This window comes from Sphingomonas sp. DC4900 (assembly GCF_049896485.1).
Taxonomy (GTDB): domain Bacteria; phylum Pseudomonadota; class Alphaproteobacteria; order Sphingomonadales; family Sphingomonadaceae; genus Sphingomonas; species Sphingomonas aquatilis.
Map to the genome: position 1 here is coordinate 440,248 of NZ_JAFCUK010000001.1, position 26,883 is coordinate 467,130.

The window sequence follows — 26,883 nt, forward strand, 5'->3', positions numbered from 1 at the left end:
ACATCCATGAACCATTTCGATTATCGCGACGGCGTGCTCCACTGCGAGGACGTGCCGCTCACCCGCATCGCCGAAGAGGTGGGCACTCCCGTCTACGTCTATTCGACCAACACCTTCCGCCGTCACGCGCAGGTGTTCCGCGAGGGGCTGAAGCATGTCGGCCGCATCCATCTGGCTTATGCGATCAAGGCCAATCCGAACCTCGCCGTGCTGCGCGTCCTTGCCGAAGAGGGTTACGGCGCCGACGTCGTCTCTGGCGGCGAGATGGCGCGTGCGCTCGCGGCGGGCATCCCGGCGGCGGACATCGTGTTTTCGGGCGTCGGCAAGACGCGGGCCGAACTTGCCCGCGGGATCGACGCCGGTATCGGCCAGTTCAACCTGGAACTGGAGGAAGAGGGCGTCGTCCTCGCGCAGATCGCCCACGCCAAGGGCAAGCGCGCGCCCGCGACGCTGCGCGTGAACCCCGACGTCGACGCCGGCACGCACGCCAAGATCTCCACGGGGCGCGCCGAAAACAAGTTCGGCGTGCCGATCGATCAGGCCCCCGACATGTTCGACCGGCTGGCACCGCTCGACGGCCTCGACCTGCGCGGCGTCGCCTGCCACATCGGCAGCCAGCTCAGCGACCTGTCGCGCCTCGAAGAGGCGTATCGCCGGATCGGCGAGCTGGTCGCCGAACTGCGCCGTCGCGGCCACACGATCACCCGCGTCGACCTCGGCGGCGGCCTCGGCGTGCCGTACAAGGCGGGCGACGTGCTGCCGAGCCCGGCGGACTATGGCGCGATGGTGGCGCGCGCGACGCAGGGGTGGGATGTCGAGCTGATGTTCGAACCCGGCCGCGTCATCGCCGGCAATTCGGGCGTTCTGCTGACGGAAGTCGTCTGGGTGAAGCCCGGCGTCACCAACCCCTATGTCATCGTCGATGCTGCGATGAACGACCTCGCCCGCCCCGCGCTGTACGATGCGTGGCACGACTTCGACGCGGTGACGCCGACGGGTGAGCGGATGACCGCCAATATCGCCGGCCCGGTGTGCGAAAGCGGCGACACCTTCGCGATGGGCCGCGAGATCGATGCGGTGAAGAGCGGCGATCTCGCCGTCTTCCGCACCGCGGGCGCGTACGGCGCGACGATGGCCTCGACCTACAACAGCCGCGACCTCGTGCCCGAGGTGCTGGTCGATGGCGACCGTTATGCCGTCGTCGCCGATCGCATCGCCGCCGAGACGATCCTCGCCGCCGAGCGCGTGCCGGAGTGGCTGAAGGCGTGAGCCTCCACAGCCTGCCGCTGTTCGTCCGGCTGGCGGGCCGCCCGGTGATCCTGCTGGGCGAGGGCGAGGCAGCGGATGCCAAGCGGCGGCTGCTCGAACGTGCTGGCGCGGTGATCGTCGGCGAGGACGCGACGGCGAGCCTCGCCGTGGTGGCGATTGAGGACGAGGATACGGCATTGGCTGCGGTCGAGCGGCTCAAGGCGCGCGGGCTGCTGGTCAATGCGGTCGATCGGCCGGCCTTGTGCGACTTCACCACGCCCGCGATCATCGACCGCGCGCCGGTACTCATCGCGATCGGCACCGGTGGCGTGTCGGCGGGCCTCGCCGCAGCCTTGCGCCAGCGGCTGGAGGCGCTGCTGCCGGCGGGGCTCGGGCGGCTGGCGGAACAGCTCCACCATGCCCGCGCTGCGCTGCGTGCGCATTATCCCGATGGCGCCACGCGGCGACGTGCGCTCGGCGCGGCCCTGGCCGCGGGCGGGGCGCTCGACCCGATGCGTGAGGATGCTGACGTGCCGCGCTGGATCGCGGGCGGGCAGGCGATCGAGCAGGGGCATGTCCGTATCGCGCTCGCCTCACCCGATCCCGACGCGCTGACGCTGCGCCAGGCACGCTGGCTCGCCAATGCCGATCGCGTCGTCTTCCACCCGGGCGTTCCCGCGGCGATCCTCGACCGCGCCCGCGCCGATGCGGTGCGCGAGGCGTGGGGCGAGGCTATGACGGCGCACGACGGCCTGACGGTCGAGCTGGAGATGGCATGAGCGGCTTCGGATATCGCATCAACGGCCGCTCAGCGGAGCGCGTGGCGGTCAAGCAGGCGCTGGCCGATCCGGCGGACTTCGTGTGGGTCCACCTCAACACCACCGAGGAGCGCGCGCAGATCTGGCTGCGCGACGCGGCGGGGCTGGACGATTATGTCGTCGACGCGCTGACCGCGATGGAAACGCGCCCGCGCTGCGAGGCGTTCGAACAGGGCGCGCTGCTCAACCTGCGTGGCCGCTCCACCGACGAACTGACCAGCGGCGATGCGCTCGCCTCGGTCCGCATCTGGGCGATCAAGGGCCATGTCTATTCGGTCAGCCGCCGCCCGCTCTACGCGGTCGATGCGGTCGAGAAAGAGGTGGAATCGGGCCATGTCGCCGATCCGGGCGACCTCATCTCCGCCTTCGCCACCGCGATCACCGCCGATCTCGACCCGCATGTCGCGGACCTGGGCGACGAGCTGGACGATTGCGAGGAGCGGCTCGACGCCAATCGCGTCTTCGACCTGCGCCGCACCGTCACGCGCGTGCGCGTCGCCGCGATCGGCTATCGCCGCTTCCTGTCGCCGCAGCGCGCGGCGCTGGAAAAGCTCGCCGAACTGCCCGGCGCCTGGCTGGCCGAGGACGATCGCCGCCACCTGTCCGCCGCCGCCGACCGCGCCGCGCGCATGGCGGAGGAGCTGGAGGCGATCCGCGAACGCGCCTCGCTGATGCACGAGGCGCTGACCGACCTCAGGAGCGAACAGATCGACAGCCGTTCGCTCATCATCTCGATCGTCGCGATGGTGTTCCTGCCGCTGACCTTCATCACCGGCCTGTACGGCATGAACGTCGCGCATCTACCCTATGCACAGGAGCCTTGGGCGTTCGATGCGATCATGGGGCTGTGCGGGCTGATCACCGTCACGGTGCTGGGCTATTTCGTCCAGCAGCACTGGTTTCAGAAGTAATCTAATTCCTCCCTCGCTTTAGCGGGGGAGGGGGAGTGATGGGTCGAACGTGCCCCGCACGTTCGAGGATCGTCCGGGGGACGATCCGGCCCATTACTCCCGCGAAGCGGGTGGTGGAGGGGGCGTTTCCGCATGCGGCGCGTTCGCCATATCCTCCCCCTCCGTCACCGCCTTTGGCGGCGCCACCTCCCCCTGGCGGGGGAGGAATGAGGTTTTACGCCGCGCGCGCGGTGCGCCACGCCTCGGCGATCTCAGACAGGCTGCTCGCCGCATCGCGGAACGGCGCCGAATCGGTGCCGACCGATGCGTCCACCACCGTCCGGCGGATTCCGGCGTAGAGCCGCGCCAGCGTGTTCGACACCTCGCCGCCGCGTTCGAAATCGAGGCCCGATTCCAGCGCGAACAGGATCGCGGTCGCGCGCGTCACGCGCTCGCTCTTGGTGCGCAGCTGGTTGTTGTCCATCGCCCAGGCCGCCGCGCGCAGCGCCGAGATGAGCTCTTCGTAAAGCAATTGGACGAGGCCCGGCCCCTGCGCCTCGGCCGTGCGGCCGACGACGTCGATCTGGCGATAGGTGGCATAGGGGTCGCCCGAAAGTGCGGTCGCGTAAGCCATCAGTTGCTCTTGTTCCAAGCCTTGATCTGGTTGTCGAGGAAGGTCTGCGTCGATTTGTACGCGCTGACCTTGCTGTTCATCGACGAGAATTGCTGCGTCAGCCGCTTGTTCATCGCATCCGACAACAGCGAGACCTGATCCTGTTGTTTCGCCAGATCGCTCTTCGCTTGCGTATAGCGGGTCGCCGATGCGCCAAGGCCGTAGATGCTGCTCGACGTGGTCAGCGAGATGCTCGATAGCGTGCTGGAGAGGCCGAGCGCATTGCTCGACGTGCTGGCGAACATCGCCTCGACCTGATCGGGATTGGCGGCGAGCACGCGGTTGAGCGTCGTCGTGTCGACCTTCAGCGTGCCGTCGCGATTGGTCGCGACGCCCAGCTGCGCCAGCGTCGTCGGTGCGCCGCTCCCGTCGTCCGACACCAGCCCCTTGGTCGTCAGCGCCTGGAGCGAGCGCATTAGCGTCGCGGCGGCGGTATCGCCCTTCAGGTCGCCGTTCGTCGGGTCGATCTCGCCCTTCACGCTGGCGAACACCTGGTTGTAGGTGTCGACGAAATCGCCGACCGCCTGCGCCAGTGCGCTGGTCGGCCTCACGCTGGTGAGCGACACCGCGCTGGTCGTCACCGCATTGAGCTGCAACGTCACGCCCGACACCAGGTCGCTGACCGTGTTGGATGCGCGCTGCACCTGCACGCCATCGACGGTCAGCTTGGCATTCGCCGCGGTGCCGGTCAGCGTGCCGGTGTTCTTGCCGATGTTGAACTGGTTGAGCTTGCTGTCCGCATCGTCCGCCTTCAGCGTGAAGGCCTGCGCGGCGCCGGTCGCGCCCTTCAGCGACAGAACCGACTTGCCGTCGACATCGGTGATGACGGTCGCGGTCACGCCCGCCTTCGCGCCGTTGATCGCGCTGGCGATACCGTCGAGGCTGCCGTTGGTGACGTCGATCGACACGGTCGGGGCGCTGCCCGCGGTGAAGTCGGTCATCTGCGTGCCGTCGCTGCTGTACGTCGCCGTTCCGAACGTCAGCGTCATCTTGCCGGTCGCGATCGTCGCGGTGCGATCGTCGATCTTCGCCGAGCGCGATCCTTGCGCGGTCGCGAGCGCCTGGATCGAGACGCTGGACGACAGCTGGCCCACCTTCGCCCCCGCGATCGCGGTCGCGCCGAGCGCGCTGGTGTTCGAGCTGACGGGCTGCGTCTGCAATGTGCCGCCGGAGCTCAGACTGGCGAGCGCGGTCGAGAAGTTGGAGATGGTGTTGCGCAGCGTGCTGGTCGCCGAGATTTGCGCGGTCAGCGTGTCGTTCTTGGCGGTCAGCGCGGCGGTCTTGGCGGCGAACTGCGCCTGCACCAGCGCTGGGACCAGCGTCGCGATGTCGATGCCCGAGCCTGCGTTGAGCGAGGTCAGCAGGCTCTGCGCCGCATTCTTGGTCAGGCTCGTCGTCGACGCGGGCGCCGGGGTGGGCGTCGGTGTCGGCGTCGATGTGCTGCTGCCTACGGTGCTGGCCACTGGTCTACTCCACGCGCTTCATCAGGATTAACGGCCGCCGCCGTGCAAAGGTTAAGGGGTTTTCGCCGAAATCTTGATGCCATGTTCGTCGAACCGTGCGCTCTCGGGCACCTCGACCGGCGGCTGTGCGGTGCCGCCCGCCGCGGCGTTCAGGTTGAAGACGAAGGCGAGCACGGTGGCGATCGCGACGTACAGATCGTCGCGGACCTCCTGGTTCTCGCGCGTGGTGTAATAGATGGCGCGGGCGAGCATCGGATATTCCAGGATCGGCACGCGCGCCTCGCCCGCCACTTCGCGGATCGCCAGCGCGGTCGCGCCACGGCCCTTGGCGACCACCACCGGCACCTGATCACGCCCACGGTCGTAGCGCAGCGCGACCGCGAAGTGCGTCGGGTTGGTAAGCACGACATGCGCCTCCGCCACCGCCTTGCGCACGCCGCCCTTCGCCATCGCGCGCTGCACGCTGCGCTGGTGGCCCTTGGCCTCGGGCGAGCCTTCGGTTTCCTTATGCTCGTCGCGGACCTCCTGCTTGGTCATCTTCAGCTTGGAGAGCAGCTGGATGATCTGGATCGGCACGTCGAACAGCGCGATCGCGACGAGGCCGGCAGCCATGGCGATCATGATGCCGGTGAAGGTGCCGCCGAGCGCCCCCACGGCCTCGCCCAGGCTGGACGAGGACAGGCCCAGCGTCGTGCGGCTCGACTTCCACAGCATATAGCCGCCGATCACCGCGAGCAGCACGACCTTCAGCAGCGACTTGCCGAGCTCGATCCACCCCTGCGGCCCCAGGATGCGCTTCAGGCCCGACGCCGGGTTGATGCGCTCGCCCTTGAACGCGATCAGCTTGTTGTTCCACGTCAGCGAACCGAGGCCCGCCGAGCTGATGATCGTCGCGATCACGCTGACCGCGAACAACGTGATGAGCGAAGGCAGCAGCTTCCACCCCGCCTGTTGCAGCGGCCGCCAGGGCGAGAAATCCTCGACGTCGGTGCGGTCGAACTGGAAGCTGGCGGTCATCACCGCCTTGCAGGCCGCGATCAGCGACGGGCCGGCGAAGATCAGCCACGCGACGCCCGCCATGACGACGAGCGCGGTCGCGAAATCCTTGGACTTGAGGATATTGCCGTCTTCGGCGGCCTTTTCCTTGCGCCTTTGGGTTGGCGCTTCCGTCTTGTCGCCGCCTCCCGACATCAGCCGTTCACCAGCGTATCGGTGGCGGCGAGGCCCTCGCGGATGATGACCAGCATGTAATCGCCCATCGCTGGGAAGGCGACGGCGAGCGCGACGACACCGACCGCAAGGCTGGCGGGCAGGCCGACCGAGAACAGGTTGAGCGAGGGCGCCGCGCGGCTCACCATGCCGACGACGAGGTTGAGGCAGAGCAGCAGGAAGCCGACGGGGAGCGCCAGCAGCAGCCCGGCAAGGAAGGCGTAGCCGCCGAAGAAAGCGATGTCCTTCAGCCGATCGGTCGAGATCCAGCTGCCCGGCGGCATCGTCTCATAGCTCTTCACCAGCAGCTGCACGAGCACGAGGTGCCCGTCGACCGACAGGAACAGCAGCGTCAGCATGATCGTGAAGAACTGGCCGAGCGCCGGCGACGAGCGGCCGTTCTGCGGGTCGATCGACGAGGCGAAGCCGATACCCATCGACCCGCCGATGATTTCGGAGGCGACCATCGGCGCGGCGAAAGCGATCTGCAGGATGAACCCGATCGCGGCGCCGACCAAGGCTTCGGAAAAGACGGACAGGAAGGTCGCGACCGCGAACACCTGTGCGGGCGGTGCGACGGGATGGACGGCCAGCACGAAGATGCCGACCGCGCCGGTCAGCCCGACACGCACCGGCAGCGGAATCGCCACCGCGCCGAACACCGGCGCCAGGATAAACGCCGCCCCCACGCGCACCATCACGAAGATGAGCGCCCACAGCTTGGGTTCGATGGCGAGGCCGAATCCTAACATCTCAATCCCTCTCCCTGTGGGAGAGGGAGGGAGCGGCGGAGCCGCGGAAGGGTGAGGGTGAGAGGCGCGCAACGCCCTCACCCTTCCCACCCGGCTGCGCCGGGCGGGCCCCTTCCCTCTCCCGTCGGGAGAGGGAAATCATTATTTCACCAAATCCGGAATGCGCTCGAACATGCCGACGGTGAAGTCGCTCAGCAGCCCCAGGATCAGGCTGCCGAAGATCATGATCGAAAACGCGACGACCAGCAGCTTGGGCACGAAGCTCAGCGTCTGTTCGTTGATCGACGTCGCGGCCTGGATCATGCCGAGGATCAGGCCGGCGAGCAGCGCCGGGATCAGGATCGGCGCGCTGGCGAGGGCGAGCACCCACATCGTCTGGTTGGCGACGGTGAGGAAGTAATCGGCGTCCATCGTCTCGTATCCTGTGGCGGTGGCCAAGCCCGCACCGTTCGGCCTGAGCCTGTCGAAGGCCCTGTGTCTCACCGTGCTTCGTCATGCTCAGCACGAACGGAAGTAGAGGTCAGGTCGCGAAGCTGTTGGCGAGGCTGCCCATCGTCAGCGCCCAGCCATCGACCAGCACGAACAAGAGCAGTTTGAACGGCAGCGAGATGATCGTCGGCGACAGCATCGCCATGCCGAGCGCCATCAGCACCGTCGCGACCACCAGGTCGATGACGATGAAGGGCAGGAACATCAGGAAACCGATCTGGAACGCGGTCTTCAGCTCCGACGTCACGAATGCGGGCAGCAGGACCGCGAAGGGAATGTCCTTCGGGCTGGCATAAGGGCCCGACTTCGCCATGTCGGCGAACATCGTGACGTCCTTGATCCGCGTCTGCTTGACCATGAAGGCGTGGAGCGGCGCGCCAGCGCGTTCGATCATCTGCGTGCCGGCGAGCTGGCCGGCGGCATAGGGCTGGATCGCATCGCGGTTCATCTGGCTGATCGTCGGTGCCATCACGAACAGCGACAGGAACAGCGCGAGGCCGATCAGCACCTGGTTCGGCGGCGTCTGTTGCAGGCCCAGCGCCTGGCGCAGCACCGCGAGCACGATGACGATCCGGGTAAAGCTGGTCATCATCAGCAGGATGCCCGGCAGGATCGTCAGCAGGCCCATGATGATGAGGACCTGGAGCGACAGCGACAGCGGCGCCGACTGCGTGCCGCCCGATGCCGCACCCGAACTCAGCTGGCCGAGCGCGCGGTCCACCGCATCGCCGACGCCCGGCGCGGGCGCCGCGGCGGGGGCGGCCGGCGCGGCCTGGGCAAAGGCCGGCACCGCGATCAGCAGCGCGAGCGCGATCGCCAGGATCGCCCAGATCCACTTGTGCGCGCTGCGTCCGCCGGCATCGGCGTCGCGGCGGCGCGAGGTCTTGAACAGCGCCGGGCCATGGCCCAGCCGGGTCACCGTCGGGCTCACTGGTCCACCTTGTCGATCAGGTTGACGCCGCCACGGCCGACCGAGACGAGCAGGCGCTTGCCTTCGAAATCGAGCACGGCCAGGCGCAGGCCCGGCGAGATCATCATCGTTTCCTTGACCGCGATCAGCCGGTTGGTCGGCTTGCCGGGCATGCGCGTCTCGATCCGGCGCCACAGGTACAGGCAGCCGATCATCAGGCCGCATACGAGCGGCAGCAGGACGACGAGCTTCAGGATATAGGACCACATCATGGAATCGTGTCCTCAGGCGCGCTTGTCGGGCGAGACCAGCTCGGTCATGCGCACGCCGAAGCGGTCGCCCACCGTCACCACTTCGCCGCGGCCGATCAGCGTGCCGTTGACGAACACGTCGAGCAGTTCGTTCGCTTGGCGGTCGAGCTCGATTACGCTCGATTCGCCCAGCGCGAGCAGTTCGCGCAGCGTCAGCTGGGTCGATCCGATCTCGACGGTCAGCTTGACGTCGACATCCTGGAGCAGGCGGAAATTGGCGGCGACGCCACCCTCCACCGGAAAGCTGCCGGTCATGTCGTTCATGCGTCGAATCCTTCGTCGTCGATACGGTCGAGATGGGTGAGGCGGACGGCCGCATGGCCGTTCGAGGTGCCGACGGTCCCCATGCCCAGCCGGCCGCTGCCGACCATGACGGGCACTTCGGGGCCGAAGCTGATCGGGATGACGTCGCCGGGCTTCAGGTCCATCAGCAGCGACAGCGGCACGACGGGTTCGGCGAGGACCGAGCGGATCGGGAAGCGCACGCCGAGCGCGGCGCGCGTCAGCGAATTGCGCCACACCGGATTGGCATCGGCCTTTTCCAGCACCTTGCCGGTCAGCGTCGGGGCATGCGGCTTCAGCGTCGTGACCGGATACAGCAGGTCGATGAACACCGGCTTCGCATCGCCTGCGGCGATGCCGAAACGGGTGACGATCATCGCATCCTCGCCGTCGATCGCCAGCATCGCGGCGTTGATCTCGACGCGGGTCGGCGTGAAATCGATCTGCGCGAGCGGCTCCCAGGCGCTGCGCAGCGGCGCGGCGATCCACTGGCCCAGCCGCGTCACCATCGCCTCGCCCGCGGGCGAGAATTCCGCCGGCATCACCGCAGGCGCGGTGCCGGTGCCGCCGAAGAACAGATCGAGCAGTTCCAGCACGAACACGCCGTCCAGCACGCACAGCCCGTTCGTCGCATTGGGCGCCATCGTCATCGGCAGCCAGGCAGTCAGCCCCTCGGGCCGTTCCGACCGATAGTCCGCAAACCGCTGCACGACCAAAGGCTCGGCCCAGGTGCGCACCTCGCGCCGCAGCACCGGCTCGAACACGCCGCGCAAGGTGCGGGCATAGCGGGCCGACAGATGCTGCAGCGTGTGCAGGTCGCCGAACGGATTGAGCTTCGCCGCCCCCAGCACCGACGCATGCGCGGCGGTGGCGCGATCGCGCGTCCGTCGTTCGGTGGTTGCTGCGGCGTTAACCATGCCTCACTGAACAACGAAATTGGTAAAGTAGACGTTACTAACGCCGCCGAATCCCTCTTTTTGTGTCAGCGTATCGTTAATTGCCTTCGCCAGGCGCTTCTGCAGCTGCTCCTTGCCCTCGCTGCTGAACACCTGATCCTCGGGCGTGTCGCCCAGCGTCAGCAGCACCGCCGACCGCACGGCGATGTCGTTGGTCTTCAGATTCTCGATGACCGTGGCGTCATAGGGCGTCGAGATGGCGAGGCCGATCTGCACGACATGGACGGAATTCTGCAGGTTCGAGGTGAAGCTCGGCTCCATCGTATAGTAATTGGACGCATAGCGATCGCCCGGCCCGCCCGACGGCACGTGCTTGCCGCCGCCGCTGTCGTGGCTGCCGCCCGATTCGCCGCCGCCGCCATGGCCGCCCTCACCGCCTTCGCCTTCCGCCTTGGGGCGCTTCTGTTCGGATTTGGGGACCAGCTTGGGGCCATGGTCTTCCTCGGCCGCGGCATGGCCGCCGCCGATCAGGCCGCTGCTCGCGGCGAAGACGCCGGCACCGACGCCGCCGCCGACCAGCACCAGCAACACGACCACCATGACGATGATCTTCATCTTGCCGCCGCCCTTCTTCTTGGGTTCGGCCTCTTCGGGTTTGTCGCTCATCGCTCGGGTTCCTTAACGACTGGGATCAGGCGAGACGGCCGTCATCGGCGGCGTCCTGCTCGGGGTTGGTGGTCCGCGCGGCCCGGTCGGGCTGGCGCGCGGTGGAGGTTTGCTGGCGAGGCTGCTGCTGGCCGCCTTGAGGCTGGCCCGATTGGGCCTGGCCAGCCGTCTGCTGCTGGTTGCCGGTGTTGCTTTGGGTCGACGGCGACTGGCTCTGGTTCTGGCTTTGCCCCTGCGACGACGACTGCGACGACGTGCCCGCCTGCTGCTGGCTGGCGGCGGCGGTGGCGGCCTCGACCGTCGTCTGGCCGATGCGGATCCCGCGGTCCTCGGCGATCGCGGACAGGCGGGCGCTGGCGCCCTCGATCAGCGCGCGCGTTTCGGCATTGTCGGATGCGAAGCGGACGTGCAGCGCGCCACCGATCGTCTTCACCGAAACGTCGAGTGCCCCGAGTGCGTCGGGGACCAGCCGGATGCGCGTGTCCTGCGCATTGGCGGCGTCGCGCAGCCGCTCGATCCGGTCGATCATCGTCGCCGGCCAGTCGTTCTGGCGCATGTCGAGCGGCGCCTGCGTCGGCGTGGCGGCGGTGCTGCGGACCTCGACGGCCTGCGCGGCGACCGGCGTCGGCGCGACCGGCTGCGCGTCGCGCTCCTCGCTCGCGCTGGCGGCATGGATCGCGGCGCCGAACACCTCCGCCGCCGACGCGGTCGTGCCGGCCACCGGCTGCAGGCGCGGCAGCGATTGCGCGCTGAGCGCGACGGTCTGGCGCGGCGTGCCGGCGACTTCGCGCGCGAACGTCTGGCGGGCAGGCGTGGGCTGTGCCGCGGGAGCAGCCTCGGCCGGTGCGTCGGCGACGACCGCGGCACCGGCGACGGGCACCGGCGCCGCCGCGGCGATCACGGGTGCGGTCTCGGCCGGCGCGGGTGCGGCGGCCTGTGACGGCGCAGGGACAGTCTCGCCTCGCGGCGACGTGGCGGCGGGCAGGGGCGATGTCGTGACGGGCGTCGCAGCTGACTGCGGCACGGGGGATGTCACGACGTCAGGCGCAGAGGTCGGCGCGGCGGCCACGTCAGCGGACGGGGCCTGACGCCCGCGGCCGGCGGCGGAGGGCCGGGGGCCAGTGGCGATGGGCGCCCGGGGTGTCGTGGCGGGCGCTGTAGCTACCGGCGTCAGCACCGCGGGGGAGGGGGCTGGCGTGGTCGGCGGGGCGTCGGGCGTCGCGGCCGTCTGCGCGACCGGCACGGTCAGCGTCTGCGCCGGCGTGGCGACCGCGGCGGTGTCCGGCTGGACGGGCGTGTCGCGGCTCGGCGCCGGCTGGTCATCGGCGGTGGTGGTTGCCGTATCCCGTTGCGGCATCGGGTTCGGCAACGCCGTGCGGTCCTGCACGACACTGTCGTGCTGCGCCATGGCGGCATTCGGCGTCGCGGCGGGGGAGGGTGTCGCCACCGTCGTATGCGCATCGACGGCTGGACGCGAGGCCTGCCTGGCGCGCGGCGACGCTACGGATGCGGGCGCCGCCTCAGGCTGCCGCGCCGCGGGCTGCTTGGTTTCCGGCTGCGGAGTTTCGGGCTGGGGCGTCACGGCGACGGGTATCGCTGCGGCTGGCGTCGGATCGATGACCGGCGCGACGTTAGCGGGCACGACGGCGGAAGGATCGGTCTGTGCCGCCGCGTCATCCGCGTCTTGCTCGGTCGAATCGGTGTCGGCGGACGCCTTGGTGCCGGACGATGTGGTCGCGGTGACCAAGGGGCGGGCGGGCGCCTCCGCGATACCCGCCTTGGCCTCGGCCGGCCGGCCGACAAGTTTCGCCTTGGCACCCGCCGTAGTCTGCGGGAGGGGCGTGGGAGCAGGCGGGGCCGGCTGTGGAACGGGTGCCGCGGCGATCGGCGTTTCCGCCGCGCCGAGGTCGACCATCGGGGCCTCCACCGGTGCCGGCTGCGGCAGGCTAATCGTCGGCGCCCCGGGCGTGGTCGCGACAGGCGCGGGCGCGTCCTCGGTCGGCGCGGCGGGAAGGACCGGGGTCAGATCGGGCGCCAGCACTACGGACGGTTCGACGGGAGCCGGCGTGTGCGCGACAGGCTGCGTCGTCGCGACGGGATCCGCCTTGGGCGTTTGTGCGGCAGCGATCGTGGGCGGCGCGATTGGCGCAGGCGTAGTCGTGGTTTCGGCGGCGTGCGTAGCGGGCACCGGCGCGTTAGATGGCGCGGCGACGGGTTCCGGTACATCGGCCGTAGCCCGTCCGGTATCGGCGGCATTCGGGGCCGCAACGGTGGCGGTCGGCGCAATCACCGTCTCGACCAGCACCGAACCAGACGATGCCGGCGCCGCGATGGGCGCCGGGACGACCGGTGCCGCCGCGATACCGACGTCTGCGGACATGGTGACCGGCTCTGTCGTCACTGCGGCAGGCGGGGCAACCGGCGCGGGCAAGGTGCTGGTCATCGCCTTCGTCGACGTGCCGCTGCTCAGCCTCTGCGCCGTCGCTGGAGGAGTGGCAGGCGCAGCAAGGATCGCCGGCATGGCCGTCGCCATCGCAGCAGGCTTCGCAGCCACCGGCATGGCCGGCTTGGCAGCGAGCGCCGCGGGAATCTCGAGCGGTGCGGGCACCGCGATATTGACGGCGGGCAGCCACGCCAGCGCGGGATCGACCTCGGCCGTCGCAGGGGCCGCCGCAGGCGTCGTCGCCGCCGCCACGGCCGGCAGCGGCATGCCAGGAGCGGCAACCGTTTGCCGCCCGGCCGGGGCGCTTGCCGCCGCGCCGGCTGGCGCAGCGGCTGCCGTCTTGGTCGCAAGGATAGGCAAGACTGCCGCGGCACCCCCCGGTGCCACGGCAGCCTCGTCCTCACCACCGCCGATCTGAAGCATCGACAACGCAAACAGATCACCGCCCGCCGACGACGCGCCCTTGCCCGGATGGCCGGGGGTGGGAGAGGCGACGGTAAGAGCAGTGTCGATCATGGTCATCATCTCATCGGACAGAGGTGTCCCGAGACAGTCAGCAAGGATCGTGCCGTTTTGCTTTCAGTGGCGACACGGGCGGCGTCTCTTCAAGCGCGCGCATCTCTTTGGCCAAGGCGGTGCGGCGTGCGCGCTCCAGCAGTTTCTCGATCGCACTCTGGTCGCGCTTGGCCGCCTTGGTCGCCTCGGCGGCGCGATTGACCATCAGTTCGGCGGTGTCGACGCGCGCCTGCGCGGCGGCGGCGGACTGGTGCAGCCGTTCGCGGAAATGCGCCTGCGCCCCCATCGATGCGGCGGAGACGCGCGTGTCCGGAGCGGGCGCGACCGCATCGGCCAGCGCCCGGATCCGGTTGTGCAGGCTGGTTTCACTGGCGTGCTTTTCGTGCGCGCGCATCTCGTCGGCGCGCACCAGCCCCAGTTGCAGCGTGCGCACCCGGTGGATGCGCGCGAGCTTCTTGGCGTCAGGCACCGAAGACGCCGGTCAGTTCGGCGATCGCCTCGTCCAGGCTCACCGTCTCGTTCGACGCCTGTTTGATATATTCCATCACCACCGGGTGCGCGGCGATGGCGTTGTCGATCGCCGGATCGGCGCCGGGGCGATAGGCGCCCATCAGCACCAGGTCGCGGTTTTCCTCGTACGTTGCCAGGTGCCGGCGCAATACGCGCGCGGCATGGACGTGATCGGGATGCGCGATATCGGTCATCACGCGGCTGACCGACGGACCGATGTCGATCGCCGGATAGACGCCGCGCTCGGCGAGGTGGCGGTTGAGCACGATATGCCCGTCTAGGATCGACCGCGCCGAATCGACGACCGGATCGTTGCCGTCGTCGCCATCGGCCAGCACGGTATAGATGGCGGTGATCGACCCGCCGCTGCGCACGTCGGTGCCGGCGCGCTCGATCAGATTGGGCAGCATCGCGATCGCGGACGGCGGATAGCCGCGCGCACTGGCAGGTTCGCCCAGCGCCAGCCCGATCTCGCGGCCCGCATGCGCGACGCGGGTCAGCGAATCCATGATGAGGAGGACCTTCTTGCCCTCATCGCGAAAGGCTTCGGCGATCGCGGTGGCGCGCAGCGCGCCGCGGATGCGCAGCACGGGGCTGTGGTTGGCGGGCACCGCGACGACGACCGCACGCTTGCGTGCCTCACCCGCGACCTTGGTCTCCAGGAAGTCGGCGACTTCGCGGCTGCGTTCGCCGATCAGGCCAATGACGATGACGTCGGCCTTGGCCGCCTTCACCATCATGCCGAGCAGCACCGACTTGCCGACGCCCGACCCGGCCATAATGCCGACGCGTTGGCCCTGGCCGATCGTCAGCAGCCCGTTGATCGCCCGCACGCCGACGTCCATCGGCTGGAGCACGCGGCCGCGGTCGAGTGGCGACTGCAGCTTGCCGGCGAGCGGCCATTTGCCCGCACCGCGGATCGGTCCCAGGCCGTCGATCGGCTTGCCCGATCCGTCTACCACGCGGCCCAGCATCGCCGCGCCGACCTCCGCCTCGCCCGGCGGCCCGATCGGGCGCACCGGCGCGCGCGGCAGCAAGGCGGCGGGGCCGCCCAGGTTCATCAGCAGAGTACGGCCGTTGCGAAAGCCGATCACTTCGGCCTCGACGCGCGCCGCGCCCGTGTCGTTGGCGCTGCCGCCGCCGATCTCGCAGATCGTGCCCACGGGCAGCGACAGGCCCACCGCTTCCATCAGCAGGCCGTCGTAGGAAGCGAGCCGGCCCGATACTTTGGCGGTGGGGCGGAAGTCGGCGACGCCCAGCGTCTCCAGATAATCGGTGGTAAAGCGGTTCAACATCACGCGTCCGGGTTGGTCACGACGGGCAGCGGCACGCGCTCGATCGCCTGCGCCAACTGGCTAAGCCAAAGGTCGGGGCCGTCCTCGACCAGGGTAGAGGCGCTTTCCAGGACGAAGCTGCCGCGGGCGAGATGGGGATCGGCCGCCGCGAAGATCGACTTGGGCAGAGCATCCGCCAGCAGCGGCATGTCGTCGGGGTTGAGGCGCAGCAGCGCGGATTCGCTGGCATCGGCCAGCAGCTCCGCCGCCGCTTCGATCCGTGCGTTCAGCATGTCCGCGCCGACGCCGCATTCGCCCACCAATTTGCTCACCAGCATCATCACCGTGGTGCGCAACTGGTGCGCGATCCGGTCGCGGTCCAGCTGGTGGCCGTTGGCAAGCGCCGCGGCGAGCTGCGTCATCAGCGCCGCATCGCGGTCGCCGCTTTCGCGCGCCGCAGCAGCGGCGGCGGCCAGACCCTCGGCATAGCCGGCGGCGTGCGCGGTTTCGACGGGATCGATGAAGGCCGTGGGTTCGGCCTCGGCGTCCAGCGGGTCCCAGCCCTGCGTCGGCTTGTCGCCGTCGCGGTCGGCGGGGCTGAAATGCTTCGGTCCGACCGGGCGCTCGTCCGCATCGTCGGCGGCCGCGCGCGCGCGCGAATAATCCGGCGCCTCGCCGCCCAGCTCGCGCTCCAGCGTCGCCCACATGTCGCGCGGGGTGAAGCCGGGCACCGGCGGCGCGAACGCCGCCTGTAACAGCTGCGCCGTGGTGTCGTGGCGCGAGGCGAAGCCAGCGACGAAGTCGGTCGGCTGGAGCGGCACGGTGCCGCGCGCAAAGGCGTCAGACATAATCGTCGTCGCCCGCGCCCATCACGATCGTGCCGTCCTTGGCCAGGTTGCGCGCGATAGTGATCATCGCCTTCTGCGCCTCCAGCACCTCGGCCAGCTTCATCGGCCCGCGCGCCTCCATTTCGTCGCGGATGCCGTCGGCGGCGCGCGCCGACATGCAGCCCAGGAAGCGGTTGCGGCCGTTTTCGTCGGTGCCTTTCAGCGCGCGCGACAGGATGTCGCCATCGACGTTGCGGATCAGCGTGCCCAGGTTCTTGTCGTCCATGTCGAGCAGGTTGTCGAAGATGAACATCGCCTCTTCGATCGCCTTGGCGACTTCCTTGTCGATCTTGAACAGCTTGGGCATCACGCGCTGCTCGGTCGCCTTGCGCGCGCCCTGCAGGATCAGCGCCGCCTCGCGCGTGCCGCCCAGCGTCAGCCCGCCCGACGTGGTGCCGCCGCCGTTGCGCCGGTTGGCGAGCACGGTCTTCAGCGTCTCGATCGCATCGGCGTTGATCGGCCCCAGTCGCGCGATGCGGTGCAGGATGTCGGGCTGCACGCCTTCGGGCAGCAGTTCCAGCACCTTGCCGCCGACCGCGGGTTGCAGATGGGCGATCATCACCGCGGCGATCTGCGGATGCTCCTTTTCGATCATCTGCGCGATTTCGGGCGCGTCGAGCCAGTTGAGCATCTCGAGCTCGCTCGACGTTTCGGCCGGGCCGATCCGGGCGAGGATGCTCTCCGCCTTTTCCTCGCCCAGCGCGCGCGTCATCAGCGCCTGCACCTTGGCGCGCGGATCGAAGGTGATGCCGTTGCGCTCGCGCGCCTTGCCGGTGAAATCGTCGAGCACCATCTGCATCTCCTCCTCGGAGACGTCGGCGACGTTGAGCATCGCCGTGCCAAGCTCGCGCACCTCATCGGGATCGAGTTTCTGGAGCATGGCCGCGGCCTCCTCCTCGTCGACCAGCATCATCAGCACCGCGGCGCGTTCGACGCCGCTGAAGGTGCGCGGGGCGGGGGCTTCGCTCACTGCTCTTCAGCCTTCATCATGTCGCGCAGCGCCAGCGCGGCGCGGGCCGGGTTGTCGCGGGTGAAGCCGCGCACCGCCATGATCCGTTCGTCCATGGTCTGCGGCTGTTCCAGCTGCTCGAGCGTCACCGGCTCGTGGACGGCGATGCCCAGCGGCGCGGTGCCGTCGGCGCCGATCCCGGCGGTGGCGCCCTCGGTGCCTTCGGCGCCGTCCGGCGCGTCGGTCTTGCCGGCGGCCTCTGCCTCGGCCTTCGTCTTGGCCAGCGTGTCCTCGCGCTTGCCCATCAGGCCCTTGGCGATCGGACGGACGCCGAGCAGCAGGACGAGCAGGGCGATCAGGATCGCGGTGCCGTTGCGCGCCGCTACCGGCACCCAGGCATTGTCGTACCAGGCGGGCGGGGCGACGTCGGTCGCATCGGCGAACTTGCGGCTGATGACCGTCACCTGATCCTGCCGCGCGCCATCGAAGCCGACCGCGCTCTTCACCAGATCGGTGATCTGCTGGATTTCCATCGCGGTGCGACGGCTCTTGTCGGGATCGCGCAGAAGCACGGCGACCGACAGGCGCTTGATCGATCCCGGCGTCGCCTTGGTCACCGACACCTCGCGGCCCAGGTCATAGGCGCGCTGGAAGCTGTCGCTCTGCTTGTTGGGGTTGGGGGCGGGGCCACCGGCGACCGGAGAGGGGTCGGGCGTGGGCGCCGCACCCGACGCACCGTTCGCGGCCTGCGGCTGCTGCAACTGGCTGGCGGGCGGCGGCGTGTTGCTCAGCGCGCCGGGGATACCGCCGGGCGTCGTCGGACTGGGCGCCTGATTGCCGGTCCAATTGCCCGTCTCGGCGCGCAGCGCGCCCTGCTTGTCGTAGCTTTCGCGCGTCGCCTGCGTCTGGTCGAGGTTGATGTCCGCCTGCACTTCGGTGGTGAAATTGCCGGCGCCGACCAGCGGGGTCAGCAGCTGGATCAGCTGCTGGCGCACCTTGTCCTCGGTTTTGCGCTGCATTTCCAGCCGCGCGTCGCCCTCGGCATCGACGCCGCTCGCGCCGCCGGGCTTGGACAGCAGCGCGCCCATCTGGTCGACGATCGTCACGTCCTCGGGCTTCATGCCGGGGACGGAACTGGCGACGAGGTTGATGATCGACTGGACCTGCGCCTGGCTCAGCGCACGGCCACCCTGAAGCTTGACCACCACCGATGCGGACGGCGACGCCTTGTCGCGCACGAAGACGCTGGCTTCGGGCATGGCGAGGTGGACGCGCGCCTCGGCGACCGCGTCGATATCCTCGATCGATCGGGCAAGCTCGGTCTCGCGCGCCTGGCGCAGGCGCTCGCCCTCTACCGCGCGGCTGACGCCCATCGGCAGCTGGTCGAGGATCGCATAACCGCCGGGCGCCTGCTTCGGCAGGCCCTGGCCCGCCAGCAGCATCCGCGCCTTGCTATACTGGTCCTCGTCGACGGTCAGGGCACCGGTGCCCTCGTCGATCCGGCTCTTGATGTTCGCCTGCGTCAGCGCGGCGGTGACCGCCTGCTTGTCGGCGTCGGTCAGCCCCTGGAACAGCGTCTTCTGCGTCGGCGTCGACAGCGTCATCCACGCCAGCGCGGCGGCGCCGATCAGCGCGACCAGCATCGCCATCGGCAGGCTGCGGCGCACCGCGGGCTGCGCCAGGACAGACTTGATCTGCAACAGCGGGTTAGCGAACTTCTCGGGCAGCGCGGGCGCGGCACCGGGCGTGGTGGTGGCGAGTGCAGTGGTCATCGATTACACCGGCATGCTCATGATGTCCTTGTAGGCGGACAGCAATTTGTTGCGGACCTGCAGCGTGGCCTCGAACCCTACCGAGGCTTCCTGGCGGGCGAGCATCACCTTGGCGATATCGACCGTCTCACCGCGTTCGTAGCTTTCCGACAGCGCGCTCGCCTTGTTCTGGCTCGCGTTCACGTCCTTCAGCGCGTCCTGCAGCGTGTCGGCGAAGCTCGCGGGCTTCGTCGCAGCACTCTGCGTCGGGGCGGCGCCCTCGGCCGATCCGGCGCGGGCCAGCGCCTGGTTGCGTTCCAGGATCTGCGCGCGCAGCTGCATCACGCGGTCGACGCTCATCGCGCCACCCACACCACCGACGCCGCTCATGCCGAAGCCGCCCAGGCAGTGGCGGGCCGGGCGAGGTCGTCACCCTGTTCGCGCGCCTTGGCGAGGCGATAGCGCAGCGTGCGCTCTGAGATGCCCAGGCGCCGCGCGGTCTCGACGCGGCTGCCGCCGCACGCGGCCAGCATCTCGCGGATCGCCTGGAATTCGCTCATCTGCACCACGTTGCCCAAGGTCGCCGGCTCGGCGGGCAGGGCAGGGGCGGCAGGCGCGACCGCGAACAGCGGCGTCACCGGGCTGGTCTCGCGGAAGGTGAAGCTGATCGGGCGGTCGAACACGATGTGGCTCGCCTCGATCGTGTCGCCGCCGGCGAACAGCAGCGCGCGCTGGATCACGTTTTCTAGCTCGCGGACGTTGCCCGGCCAGTCGTGGCGGATCAGCGTCTCGACCGCCTCGGCGGTCGGCCACGGCACCACCGCGCGGGTTCCGGCATGGCGCAGGATCATCGTCGCGGCGAGCGCCGGAATGTCCTGCGTGCGGTCGGCGAGCGGCTTGGTGCTGAGCGGGAAAACCGACAGGCGGTAGTAGAGATCGGCGCGGAAGCGGCCCGCGGCGACTTCGGCCTGCAGGTCGCGGTTGGCGCAGGCGACGACGCGCACGTCGATCGGCTGCGGCACGGAGGCGCCGATCGGCACCACCTCGCGCTCCTGCAGCACACGCAGCAGCTTGGCCTGCAATTGCAGCGGCATCTCGGCGATCTCGTCGAGCAGGATCGTGCCGCCGTCGGCGGCGCGGAAGAAGCCTTCGCCGCCCGACGAGGCGCCGGTGAACGCGCCCTTCTGGTGGCCGAACAGCAGCGCCTCCAGCATGGTTTCGGGCAGCGCCGCGCAGTTGATCGCGACGAACGGCCCGTTCTTGCGGGGCGAATTGTTGTGGATGGCGCGCGCCAGCACTTCCTTGCCGGTGCCGGTCGGCCCGTTGATCAGGACGGTGATGTCCGCCTGCGCGACGCGCTCGGCCAGCGCCAGCAGCGCCAGGCTCTCGGGGTCCGCCGCGGTGGGCGTGTCGGGGCCGGCGACCAGCGCGCGGGCAAAGCCGTTGCCGACCGCGGCGTCTTCGGGACCGAACGCGATGCGCGCCGGATTGCCGCCCTGCGAGGGCACGACGTGGCGCGGGCCGTCGCCGATGATGACCGTGCGCGCCGGGGCCGGCGGGGCCTCGCCCTCGGCGACCAGGAACAGGTCGGTGGCTGCGGGCTGGCCGGATTCGAACGATCCGATCCCGAAGCCCTGGGCGCGCAGGCCCGAAACGAGCGCATATTTGCGCTGCATCACTGCAGCGGAAGGAAAAATCGAACGCATGGTCATCCCCCAAGGATGAGCGTTGAAATGCGGCAAGACTGGTAAACGGGTCGTTAAAACGGTTGCCGCCCGGCAAAATATTTCCGGGCGCTCGTGCGCGCGCGCCGCGCCCGCCCCGCACCCGTGCCCGCGTACGCCGCACGTGCCTGCATGCGGGCGCGTGCTTTCTCCTGCCGCGCAATCCGGGTTCCCGGCCATCGCCGATGGCACGCGATTTTTTTGCTTAAAGCCCGTTTCGACCGGCCGTTACCCACCATGACGGCTCGGCCTTCCTCGCCAACGAGGCAGCGACAGGCCGCAGACCAATGGAGGTTCTCATGGCTGTTATCGGTACTAACGTTGCTTCGATCCGCGCCGCCAATGCGTCGACGGCCGCCAACCAGGCGCTGCAGACGTCGATGGAGCGCCTGTCGACCGGGCAGCGCATCAACTCGGCGAAGGACGACGCCGCCGGCATGGCGATCTCGGACACGATGACCGCGCAGATCCGCGGCATGAACCAGGGCATCCGCAACGCCAACGACGGCATCGCGATGGCGCAGACCGCTGAAGGCGCGCTGGGCGAAGTCGCCAACATGCTGCAGCGCGTTCGCGAACTGACCGTGCAGGCGACCAGCGGCACCTACAGCTCGTCGGACAAGACGAACATGCAGGCCGAAGTTTCGGCGCTGAAGACGCAGATCACCTCGACGCTCGCCAACACGCAGTTCAACGGCAACAAGCTGTTCGACGCGACGGCCGGCACCGTCAACACGACCGGCACCGCGCCGGCCCCCGTCGTCGCCGTGTCGAGCACGTTCAAGATCCAGGCGGGTGCCAACGCCGCCGACGCGGTCAGCCTGACGTTCAACAAGCTGACCAACAATTCCTCGCTGACCGCGGTCATCGGCGACGCCACCGCCCCGGCGCCGGCGCCGGTCCCCGGCATCGACCTGACGACCGCCGACAACTCGGCGCTCGCCACCGTCGACACCGCGCTGAAGACGGTCAGCACCTATCGCGCCGGCCTGGGTGCCGCGCAGAACCAGCTCCAGTCGGCGGTGAACAACCTCACCACCAACGCGACCAATCTTACCGCGGCGAAGAGCCAGATCACGGACGCCGATTTCTCGGCCGAAACGACCGCCCTCGCCAAGGCGCAGATCCTGAGCCAGGCCTCCACCGCGATGCTCAGCCAGGCCAACCAGAGCCAGCAGGGCGTGCTCAAGCTGCTCCAGTAATGTCCTCCCTGACGGCCGGATAAATTCCGCAAGTTCGGACCGCGTCCGGCCGTATCCCAACATGGTAGCTCAGCCTTTCGCCCAGGGGGGGCGGCGGTGAGGTGCCAATAATCAACCAAGGATTGTCACATGGCTGTTATCGGCACCAACGTCGCCTCGCTCCGCGCGGCTAATGCTTCCACCTCCGCCAACGCGATGCTGCAAACGTCCATGCAGCGCCTGTCGACCGGGCAGCGCATCAACTCGGCGAAGGACGACGCCGCCGGCATGGCGATCTCGGACACGATGACCGCGCAGATCCGCGGCATGAACCAGGGCATCCGCAACGCCAACGACGGCATCGCGATGGCGCAGACCGCCGAAGGCGCGCTGGGCGAAGTGTCCAACATGCTCCAGCGCGTCCGCGAACTGACCGTTCAGGCGACCAGCGGCACCTACAGCTCGTCCGACAAGACGAACATGCAGGCCGAAGTCACCGCGCTCAGCGCGCAGATCACCTCGACGCTCGCCAATACGCAGTTCAACGGCAACAAGCTGTTCGACGCGTCGGCCGGCACCGTGACCGCGGCAACCGCCGCACCGGCCCCGGTGGCGCCCGCCTACAGCACGATCAAGATCCAGGCGGGTGCGAACTCGGCGGATGCGATCAACCTGAAGCTCAACAAGCTGACCGACGACACGACGATCACCAACGCGACGTCGCTCGACCTCACCAGCGCGACCAACACCGCGCTCGCCACGGTCGACTCGGCGCTCAAGACGGTCAGCACCTACCGCGCTGGCCTGGGTGCCGCGCAGAACCAACTCCAGTCGGCGGTGAACAACCTCACCACCAACTCCACCAATCTTACCTCGGCGAAGAGCCAGATCACGGACGCCGATTTCTCGGCCGAAACGACTGCCCTCGCCAAGGCGCAGATCCTGAGCCAGGCATCCACCGCGATGCTGTCCCAGGCCAATCAGAGCCAGCAGGGCGTGCTCAAGCTGCTCCAGTAAGGTTCCGCTACCCGCGCAGCTCCGTCACCTTCGTGGTGACGGAGAGGCTCCTTCCTAACCCCCCTTACAGAAGGAACGATCATGACCGTCATCGGCACAAACGTGGCATCGCTGCGCGCCGCCAATGCCTCCACCAACGCGAATGCCGCGTTGTCCACCGCGATGCAGCGCCTGTCGACCGGGCAGCGCATCAACTCGGCGAAGGACGACGCTGCCGGCCTCGCGATTTCCGATACGATGACGGCCCAGATCCGGGGCATGAACCAGGGCATCCGCAACGCCAACGACGGCATCGCGATGGCGCAGACCGCGGAAGGCGCGTTGGGTGAAGTCTCCAACATGCTGCAGCGTGTCCGCGAACTGACCGTCCAGGCGACCAGCGGCACCTACAGCTCGTCCGACAAGGCGAACATGCAGGCCGAAGTCTCCGCCCTGTCGACGCAGATCACCTCGACGCTCGCCAACACGCAGTTCAACGGCAACAAGCTGTTCGACGCGTCGGCCGGCACCGTGACCGCGGCAACCGCCGCACCGGCCCCGGTGGCGCCCGCCTACAGCACCTTCAAGATCCAGGCGGGTGCGAACGCGGCCGACTCGGTGAACGTCAAGTTCAACAAGCTGACCGACGACACGACGATCACCAACGCGACGTCGATCGACCTCACCACCGCGACCAACACCGCGCTCGCCACGGTCGACTCCGCGCTGAAGACGGTCAGCACCTATCGCGCCGGCCTCGGCGCCGCGCAGAACCAGCTGCAGTCGGCGGTGAACAACCTCACCACCAACTCCACCAACCTGACCGCGGCGAAGAGCCAGATCACGGACGCGGATTTCTCGTCCGAGACGACCAACCTCGCCAAGGCGCAGATCCTCAGCCAGGCCTCGACCGCGATGCTCGCCCAGGCGAACCAGAGCCAGCAGGGCGTGATGAAGCTGCTCCAGTAACGGCAGCCGACGACTTTCAGTAACCGCGTACTTCGGCGCGGGCACCGCCCCCCCCAAGGGTGCCGGCGCCGGACCGAGCTCGTCCCCCAAGGTCGAGCAAGCCAGAGCCCCGGTGGTCGCCAGCGACCGCCGGGGTTTTCGGCTTGATGCCGTACGCAACGCTTGCCGCACGTTCTTCGTCTTCCGGCGACCATTGTGTCGTTCGGCACGTGTGGCGCGCACCGCCCGCCCCACCCACACCGTCACCCCGGACTTGGTCCGGGGTCCACTCTGCGGCGAGGGGGATGGCTTGAGGCTCGTACGCTGCCCCTGCGGCCCGGTGGACCCCGGACCAAGTCCGGGGTGACGCGGCGCGCGGGGCGGGTGCACCGCCCCCAACCGGGCGCCGTTACCGATGCGCCGCGCGCGTCAGCCGGTCGTTGATCGCCTCGCCCAACCCCTCATGCGGGATCGGCGCGATCGCGATTCCCCTGGCGTCGCTCGCATCGGCCCGGTGCAGCGCATCGAACAGCCGCGCCGCCGCCTCGGTCAGGTCGCCCGACGCCGATAGCGTGTCGTCCCCTATTATAGAGTCATAGCCGATCAGCCATTCGCCCGCGCGCCGCTCGGTCGCCTCCAGCCGCAGCGGCTTGACGGGGGCATAATGCGTCGCGAGCTGACCCGGCGCGGTGATCGCCGCGCCCTCGGCACGTCGCGTCACGCGGAAGGGCAGGTCCGCCGCCGCGATCGGCCCCGGCCGCAGGATCGTCCGCCCGGCGACAATCGTCGATTCCACCCCCGCCACGCACGCGCCGTCGTCGATGATCAGCGGCACCCGCGCACCCAGGCTCCTGGCGACATGCTCCGCCCGCGTCGGGCTCAGCCCGTTGCTCGCATTGGCCGACGGCGCGGCGAGCGGCGTGCCGCTCGCGGCCAGCAACGCCTGCATCGCCCGATGTCCCGGCACGCGCAGCGCGATCGTCTCCAGCCCCGCCGTCACCAGCGCGGCGATCCCGGTGTCGGCGCGCAGCGGCAGCACCAGCGTCAGCGGTCCCGGCCAGAAGCACGCCGCCAAAGCCCGCGCGTCCGCGTCGAACATTGCGATCCGCTCCGCCGCGGCAAGGTCGGGCACATGCACGATCAGCGGATTGAAGCTCGGCCGCCCCTTCGCCGCATAGATACCCGCCACCGCCGTCGCATTCCGCGCGTCGGCGGCGAGGCCATAGACCGTCTCGGTCGGCACCGCGACGCATTCGCCGCGGGCGATTCGCTCGGCCGCCTCGTCGATCGCGGCCATGCCGTAGGGTAAGATGCGCGGGTTTGGATCGGCCATTTTCCGACGCTATATCGTGCTGATCCTTGGGAGAGAATGATGTCCTTTACCGCCGCCGTCGCCGACCAGCGTTTCGTGCTGGAGCATGTCGTGAAGATCGACGAACTGGCGAACACGGATCGCTTCGCCGCCGCCAGCGCCGACGTGGTCGATGCCGTGCTGGAGGGCGTCGCGACCTTCGCCGCGGGCGAATGGGCGCCGCTCAACCGCGAAGGCGACACGGTCGGCGCAAAATGGACCCCCGACGGCGTCCATATGCCGGCCAATTTCATCAAGGCATATAAGGATTACGTCGAGGGCGGCTGGGGCACGATCGGCGTGCCGGAGGATTTCGGCGGCCAGGGCCTGCCCTTCGCGATCCAGACCGCGGTGCTCGATACGTTGGGCAGCGCCAACATGGGCTTCGCGCTCTGCCCGACGCTCACCGTCGGCGCGATCGAGGCACTGATCCACCACGGCACGCCCGAACAGCAGGCGCAATATCTGCCCCACCTCGCCACCGGCGCCTGGACGGGCACGATGAACCTCACCGAACCGCAGGCGGGCAGCGACGTTGGCGCGCTGCGTTCGACCGCCAAGCCGCTGGGTGACGGCAAATGGTCGATCAAGGGCACGAAAATCTACATCTCGTTTGGCGACCACGACATGGCGGACAATATCGTCCACCTCGTCCTCGCCCGCACCCCCGATGCGCCCGCCGGCACGCGCGGCATCAGCCTGTTCCTCGTCCCCAAATATCGCCTCAACGCCGACGGCACGCCCGGCGACTTCAACGACGTCCGCGTCGTGTCGATCGAGCACAAGATGGGCCTGCACGCCTCGCCGACTTGCGTGCTGTCGTTCGGCGACCATGACGATTGCATCGGCGAGCTGATCGGCCCCGAACATGGCGGCATGCGCGCGATGTTCACGATGATGAACAACGCGCGCCTCAACGTCGGTCTGCAGGGCGTGCAGGTGGCCGAAGGCGCGACGCAAAAGGCGGTCGCCTACGCCCTCGAGCGCGTCCAGTCCGCCCGCGGCGGCTCGCCGGACAAGAATCCGGTCCGCATCGTCGAACATCCCGACGTCCGCCGCATGCTGCTGCGCATGAAGGCGCAGACCCAGGCCGCCCGCGCTCTCGTCTATTATGCCGCGGGCCAGGTCGACCGCGCCGGCCTGGGCGATGCCGCGGCGAAGAACCGGCTGGAGGTGGTGACGCCGCTCGCCAAGGCGCACGGCACCGATATCGGCAACGAAGTCGCGAGCCTCGGCGTCCAGGTGCATGGCGGCATGGGCTATGTCGAGGAAACCGGCGCCGCGCAGTATTTCCGCGATGCGCGCATCACGCCGATCTACGAAGGCACCAACGGCATCCAGGCCGCCGACCTCGTCGGCCGAAAGCTGAGCCTGGAAAACGGCGCCGCCTTCGCCGCACTCGTCGCCGACATGCGCGCCGAGGCGCAGCACTCGGATCTCGTCGCGCTGATCGAAGCGGTCGACCAGATCGCCCACCGCCTCGCCACCGCGGACGCCGACGACAAGCTCGCCGCCAGCTATCCCTTCCTGACGATGACCTCGGTCGCGACCTGCGGCTGGCTGCTGGAACGCGAAGCCCGCCATGCGACGGGCGACGAAACCTTCGCCCAGATGAAGCGCGCTGCGGTCGCCTTCTACCTCGACCAGATCGTCCCCGAAGCGCTCGGCCTCAAGGCCGCCGCGACGGCGAAGGCGGACGTCCTCTACGCGGTGCCGGCAGAGGCGTTCGCGGCTTAAAATCCTCCC

General features: G+C 69.0%; 26 protein-coding genes. 7 read left to right on the forward strand and 19 right to left on the reverse strand.

Annotated features, from left to right (window positions below; genetic code table 11):
• Nucleotides 1-6 precede the first annotated feature (6 nt).
• Genes lysA through ACP690_RS02175 form a run of 3 tightly spaced genes read left to right on the forward strand, consistent with a single transcriptional unit; the run spans nt 7 to nt 2,977 of the window.
• The gene (gene lysA, locus ACP690_RS02165; protein WP_294313901.1) at nt 7-1,269 is read left to right on the forward strand and encodes a diaminopimelate decarboxylase; all 1,263 of its coding nucleotides are present in this window, start codon (nt 7-9) and stop codon (nt 1,267-1,269) included.
• The gene (locus ACP690_RS02170) at nt 1,266-2,027 is read left to right on the forward strand and encodes a precorrin-2 dehydrogenase/sirohydrochlorin ferrochelatase family protein (protein ID WP_426259988.1); all 762 of its coding nucleotides are present in this window, start codon (nt 1,266-1,268) and stop codon (nt 2,025-2,027) included. Before lysA ends, ACP690_RS02170 begins: the two co-directional genes overlap by 4 nt.
• Nucleotides 2,024-2,977, forward strand: a complete 954-nt coding sequence (locus ACP690_RS02175) for a zinc transporter ZntB (RefSeq protein WP_063686582.1) — start codon at nt 2,024-2,026, stop codon at nt 2,975-2,977. The genes ACP690_RS02170 and ACP690_RS02175 overlap by 4 nt, the downstream gene beginning before the upstream one ends.
• 214 nt (nt 2,978-3,191) lie before the next feature.
• Here the strand turns inward: ACP690_RS02175 and fliS are convergent, their stop codons facing one another.
• The 18 genes from fliS to ACP690_RS02265 all read right to left on the reverse strand — a co-directional run bounded on the left by fliS (nt 3,192) and on the right by ACP690_RS02265 (nt 20,643).
• A complete protein-coding gene (fliS, locus tag ACP690_RS02180; RefSeq protein ID WP_063686580.1) occupies nt 3,192-3,590 on the reverse strand; it encodes a flagellar export chaperone FliS in 399 nt (132 codons plus the stop codon).
• The gene (fliD, locus tag ACP690_RS02185; protein ID WP_331362167.1) at nt 3,590-5,092 is read right to left on the reverse strand and encodes a flagellar filament capping protein FliD; all 1,503 of its coding nucleotides are present in this window, start codon (nt 5,090-5,092) and stop codon (nt 3,590-3,592) included. The genes fliS and fliD overlap by 1 nt, the downstream gene beginning before the upstream one ends.
• A gap of 51 nt (nt 5,093-5,143) precedes the next feature.
• A complete protein-coding gene (flhB, locus tag ACP690_RS02190; protein ID WP_017980134.1) occupies nt 5,144-6,283 on the reverse strand; it encodes a flagellar type III secretion system protein FlhB in 1,140 nt (379 codons plus the stop codon).
• Nucleotides 6,283-7,053 (reverse strand): flagellar biosynthetic protein FliR, encoded by a 771-nt coding sequence (gene fliR, locus ACP690_RS02195; protein WP_017980133.1) that lies wholly within the window; start codon nt 7,051-7,053, stop codon nt 6,283-6,285. Before fliR ends, flhB begins: the two co-directional genes overlap by 1 nt.
• 141 nt (nt 7,054-7,194) lie before the next feature.
• Entirely contained in the window at nt 7,195-7,464 is a 270-nt protein-coding gene (gene fliQ / locus ACP690_RS02200) for a flagellar biosynthesis protein FliQ (RefSeq protein ID WP_017980132.1), read from the reverse strand.
• A 109-nt stretch (nt 7,465-7,573) separates the two neighbouring features.
• Nucleotides 7,574-8,473, reverse strand: coding sequence for a flagellar type III secretion system pore protein FliP (fliP, locus tag ACP690_RS02205; RefSeq protein ID WP_183949486.1), 900 nt, complete (start codon nt 8,471-8,473; stop codon nt 7,574-7,576).
• Nucleotides 8,470-8,724, reverse strand: a complete 255-nt coding sequence (locus ACP690_RS02210) for a flagellar biosynthetic protein FliO (protein WP_017980130.1) — start codon at nt 8,722-8,724, stop codon at nt 8,470-8,472. Before ACP690_RS02210 ends, fliP begins: the two co-directional genes overlap by 4 nt.
• A gap of 12 nt (nt 8,725-8,736) precedes the next feature.
• Nucleotides 8,737-9,027 carry a flagellar motor switch protein FliN gene (gene fliN / locus ACP690_RS02215; RefSeq protein ID WP_017980129.1) on the reverse strand — a complete coding sequence of 97 codons (291 nt, stop codon included), beginning with the start codon at nt 9,025-9,027 and terminating at the stop codon, nt 8,737-8,739.
• A complete protein-coding gene (locus tag ACP690_RS02220; RefSeq protein WP_043060868.1) occupies nt 9,024-9,962 on the reverse strand; it encodes a flagellar motor switch protein FliM in 939 nt (312 codons plus the stop codon). The genes fliN and ACP690_RS02220 overlap by 4 nt, the downstream gene beginning before the upstream one ends.
• 3 nt (nt 9,963-9,965) lie before the next feature.
• Entirely contained in the window at nt 9,966-10,607 is a 642-nt protein-coding gene (locus ACP690_RS02225; RefSeq protein ID WP_426259989.1) for a flagellar basal body-associated FliL family protein, read from the reverse strand.
• A gap of 25 nt (nt 10,608-10,632) precedes the next feature.
• Complete coding sequence (locus ACP690_RS02230) at nt 10,633-13,566, reverse strand: flagellar hook-length control protein FliK (RefSeq protein ID WP_426259990.1); 2,934 nt, start codon at nt 13,564-13,566, stop codon at nt 10,633-10,635.
• 37 nt (nt 13,567-13,603) lie between these two features.
• Complete coding sequence (locus ACP690_RS02235) at nt 13,604-14,035, reverse strand: hypothetical protein (RefSeq protein WP_241890266.1); 432 nt, start codon at nt 14,033-14,035, stop codon at nt 13,604-13,606.
• Nucleotides 14,028-15,371: a FliI/YscN family ATPase gene (locus ACP690_RS02240; RefSeq protein ID WP_116460445.1), complete on the reverse strand. Its 1,344-nt coding sequence runs from the start codon at nt 15,369-15,371 to the stop codon at nt 14,028-14,030. The genes ACP690_RS02235 and ACP690_RS02240 overlap by 8 nt, the downstream gene beginning before the upstream one ends.
• Nucleotides 15,371-16,198, reverse strand: coding sequence for a FliH/SctL family protein (locus tag ACP690_RS02245; protein WP_017980124.1), 828 nt, complete (start codon nt 16,196-16,198; stop codon nt 15,371-15,373). Before ACP690_RS02245 ends, ACP690_RS02240 begins: the two co-directional genes overlap by 1 nt.
• Nucleotides 16,191-17,207 (reverse strand): flagellar motor switch protein FliG, encoded by a 1,017-nt coding sequence (fliG, locus tag ACP690_RS02250; protein WP_017980123.1) that lies wholly within the window; start codon nt 17,205-17,207, stop codon nt 16,191-16,193. The genes ACP690_RS02245 and fliG overlap by 8 nt, the downstream gene beginning before the upstream one ends.
• On the reverse strand, nt 17,204-18,958 hold the full coding sequence (gene fliF / locus ACP690_RS02255) for a flagellar basal-body MS-ring/collar protein FliF (protein WP_018250612.1): 1,755 nt from the start codon (nt 18,956-18,958) through the stop codon (nt 17,204-17,206). The genes fliG and fliF overlap by 4 nt, the downstream gene beginning before the upstream one ends.
• A 3-nt stretch (nt 18,959-18,961) precedes the next feature.
• Nucleotides 18,962-19,327: a flagellar hook-basal body complex protein FliE gene (gene fliE / locus ACP690_RS02260; RefSeq protein ID WP_017980121.1), complete on the reverse strand. Its 366-nt coding sequence runs from the start codon at nt 19,325-19,327 to the stop codon at nt 18,962-18,964.
• Entirely contained in the window at nt 19,324-20,643 is a 1,320-nt protein-coding gene (locus ACP690_RS02265) for a sigma-54 interaction domain-containing protein (RefSeq protein WP_024310346.1), read from the reverse strand. The genes fliE and ACP690_RS02265 overlap by 4 nt, the downstream gene beginning before the upstream one ends.
• A gap of 317 nt (nt 20,644-20,960) precedes the next feature.
• Here ACP690_RS02265 and ACP690_RS02270 point away from each other — a divergent pair, with 317 nt between their 5' ends.
• From ACP690_RS02270 to ACP690_RS02280, 3 genes are all read left to right on the forward strand, one after another.
• Entirely contained in the window at nt 20,961-21,863 is a 903-nt protein-coding gene (locus ACP690_RS02270; RefSeq protein ID WP_043060865.1) for a flagellin, read from the forward strand.
• Nucleotides 21,864-21,992: 129 nt separating this feature from the next.
• Nucleotides 21,993-22,859 carry a flagellin gene (locus ACP690_RS02275; protein ID WP_017980118.1) on the forward strand — a complete coding sequence of 289 codons (867 nt, stop codon included), beginning with the start codon at nt 21,993-21,995 and terminating at the stop codon, nt 22,857-22,859.
• Between the two features lie 81 nt (nt 22,860-22,940).
• Nucleotides 22,941-23,807 carry a flagellin gene (locus ACP690_RS02280; protein WP_116460451.1) on the forward strand — a complete coding sequence of 289 codons (867 nt, stop codon included), beginning with the start codon at nt 22,941-22,943 and terminating at the stop codon, nt 23,805-23,807.
• 388 nt (nt 23,808-24,195) lie between these two features.
• Here the strand turns inward: ACP690_RS02280 and ACP690_RS02285 are convergent, their stop codons facing one another.
• Complete coding sequence (locus ACP690_RS02285) at nt 24,196-25,119, reverse strand: L-threonylcarbamoyladenylate synthase (RefSeq protein WP_426259991.1); 924 nt, start codon at nt 25,117-25,119, stop codon at nt 24,196-24,198.
• Nucleotides 25,120-25,155: 36 nt separating this feature from the next.
• Here ACP690_RS02285 and ACP690_RS02290 point away from each other — a divergent pair, with 36 nt between their 5' ends.
• Nucleotides 25,156-26,874: an acyl-CoA dehydrogenase gene (locus tag ACP690_RS02290; protein WP_426259992.1), complete on the forward strand. Its 1,719-nt coding sequence runs from the start codon at nt 25,156-25,158 to the stop codon at nt 26,872-26,874.
• Nucleotides 26,875-26,883: the final 9 nt, after the last annotated feature.

What these genes read in the sequence shown, in the direction of transcription:
- ACP690_RS02240 (WP_116460445.1), bottom strand. Translation starts at nt 15,371, where the DNA reads ATGTTGAACCGCTTTACCACCGATTATCTGGAGACGCTGGGCGTCGCC.
- ACP690_RS02225 (WP_426259989.1), bottom strand. Translation starts at nt 10,607, where the DNA reads ATGAGCGACAAACCCGAAGAGGCCGAACCCAAGAAGAAGGGCGGCGGC.
- ACP690_RS02210 (WP_017980130.1), bottom strand. Translation starts at nt 8,724, where the DNA reads ATGATGTGGTCCTATATCCTGAAGCTCGTCGTCCTGCTGCCGCTCGTA.
- ACP690_RS02275 (WP_017980118.1), top strand. Translation starts at nt 21,993, where the DNA reads ATGGCTGTTATCGGCACCAACGTCGCCTCGCTCCGCGCGGCTAATGCT.
- ACP690_RS02280 (WP_116460451.1), top strand. Translation starts at nt 22,941, where the DNA reads ATGACCGTCATCGGCACAAACGTGGCATCGCTGCGCGCCGCCAATGCC.
- lysA (WP_294313901.1), top strand. Translation starts at nt 7, where the DNA reads ATGAACCATTTCGATTATCGCGACGGCGTGCTCCACTGCGAGGACGTG.
- ACP690_RS02290 (WP_426259992.1), top strand. Translation starts at nt 25,156, where the DNA reads ATGATGTCCTTTACCGCCGCCGTCGCCGACCAGCGTTTCGTGCTGGAG.
- fliE (WP_017980121.1), bottom strand. Translation starts at nt 19,327, where the DNA reads ATGAGCGGCGTCGGTGGTGTGGGTGGCGCGATGAGCGTCGACCGCGTG.
- ACP690_RS02285 (WP_426259991.1), bottom strand. Translation starts at nt 25,119, where the DNA reads ATGGCCGATCCAAACCCGCGCATCTTACCCTACGGCATGGCCGCGATC.
- fliR (WP_017980133.1), bottom strand. Translation starts at nt 7,053, where the DNA reads ATGTTAGGATTCGGCCTCGCCATCGAACCCAAGCTGTGGGCGCTCATC.
- fliS (WP_063686580.1), bottom strand. Translation starts at nt 3,590, where the DNA reads ATGGCTTACGCGACCGCACTTTCGGGCGACCCCTATGCCACCTATCGC.
- ACP690_RS02245 (WP_017980124.1), bottom strand. Translation starts at nt 16,198, where the DNA reads ATGTCTGACGCCTTTGCGCGCGGCACCGTGCCGCTCCAGCCGACCGAC.
- flhB (WP_017980134.1), bottom strand. Translation starts at nt 6,283, where the DNA reads ATGTCGGGAGGCGGCGACAAGACGGAAGCGCCAACCCAAAGGCGCAAG.
- fliN (WP_017980129.1), bottom strand. Translation starts at nt 9,027, where the DNA reads ATGAACGACATGACCGGCAGCTTTCCGGTGGAGGGTGGCGTCGCCGCC.
- fliQ (WP_017980132.1), bottom strand. Translation starts at nt 7,464, where the DNA reads ATGGACGCCGATTACTTCCTCACCGTCGCCAACCAGACGATGTGGGTG.
- fliF (WP_018250612.1), bottom strand. Translation starts at nt 18,958, where the DNA reads ATGACCACTGCACTCGCCACCACCACGCCCGGTGCCGCGCCCGCGCTG.
- ACP690_RS02270 (WP_043060865.1), top strand. Translation starts at nt 20,961, where the DNA reads ATGGCTGTTATCGGTACTAACGTTGCTTCGATCCGCGCCGCCAATGCG.
- ACP690_RS02175 (WP_063686582.1), top strand. Translation starts at nt 2,024, where the DNA reads ATGAGCGGCTTCGGATATCGCATCAACGGCCGCTCAGCGGAGCGCGTG.
- ACP690_RS02265 (WP_024310346.1), bottom strand. Translation starts at nt 20,643, where the DNA reads ATGCGTTCGATTTTTCCTTCCGCTGCAGTGATGCAGCGCAAATATGCG.
- ACP690_RS02230 (WP_426259990.1), bottom strand. Translation starts at nt 13,566, where the DNA reads ATGATCGACACTGCTCTTACCGTCGCCTCTCCCACCCCCGGCCATCCG.
- ACP690_RS02220 (WP_043060868.1), bottom strand. Translation starts at nt 9,962, where the DNA reads ATGGTTAACGCCGCAGCAACCACCGAACGACGGACGCGCGATCGCGCC.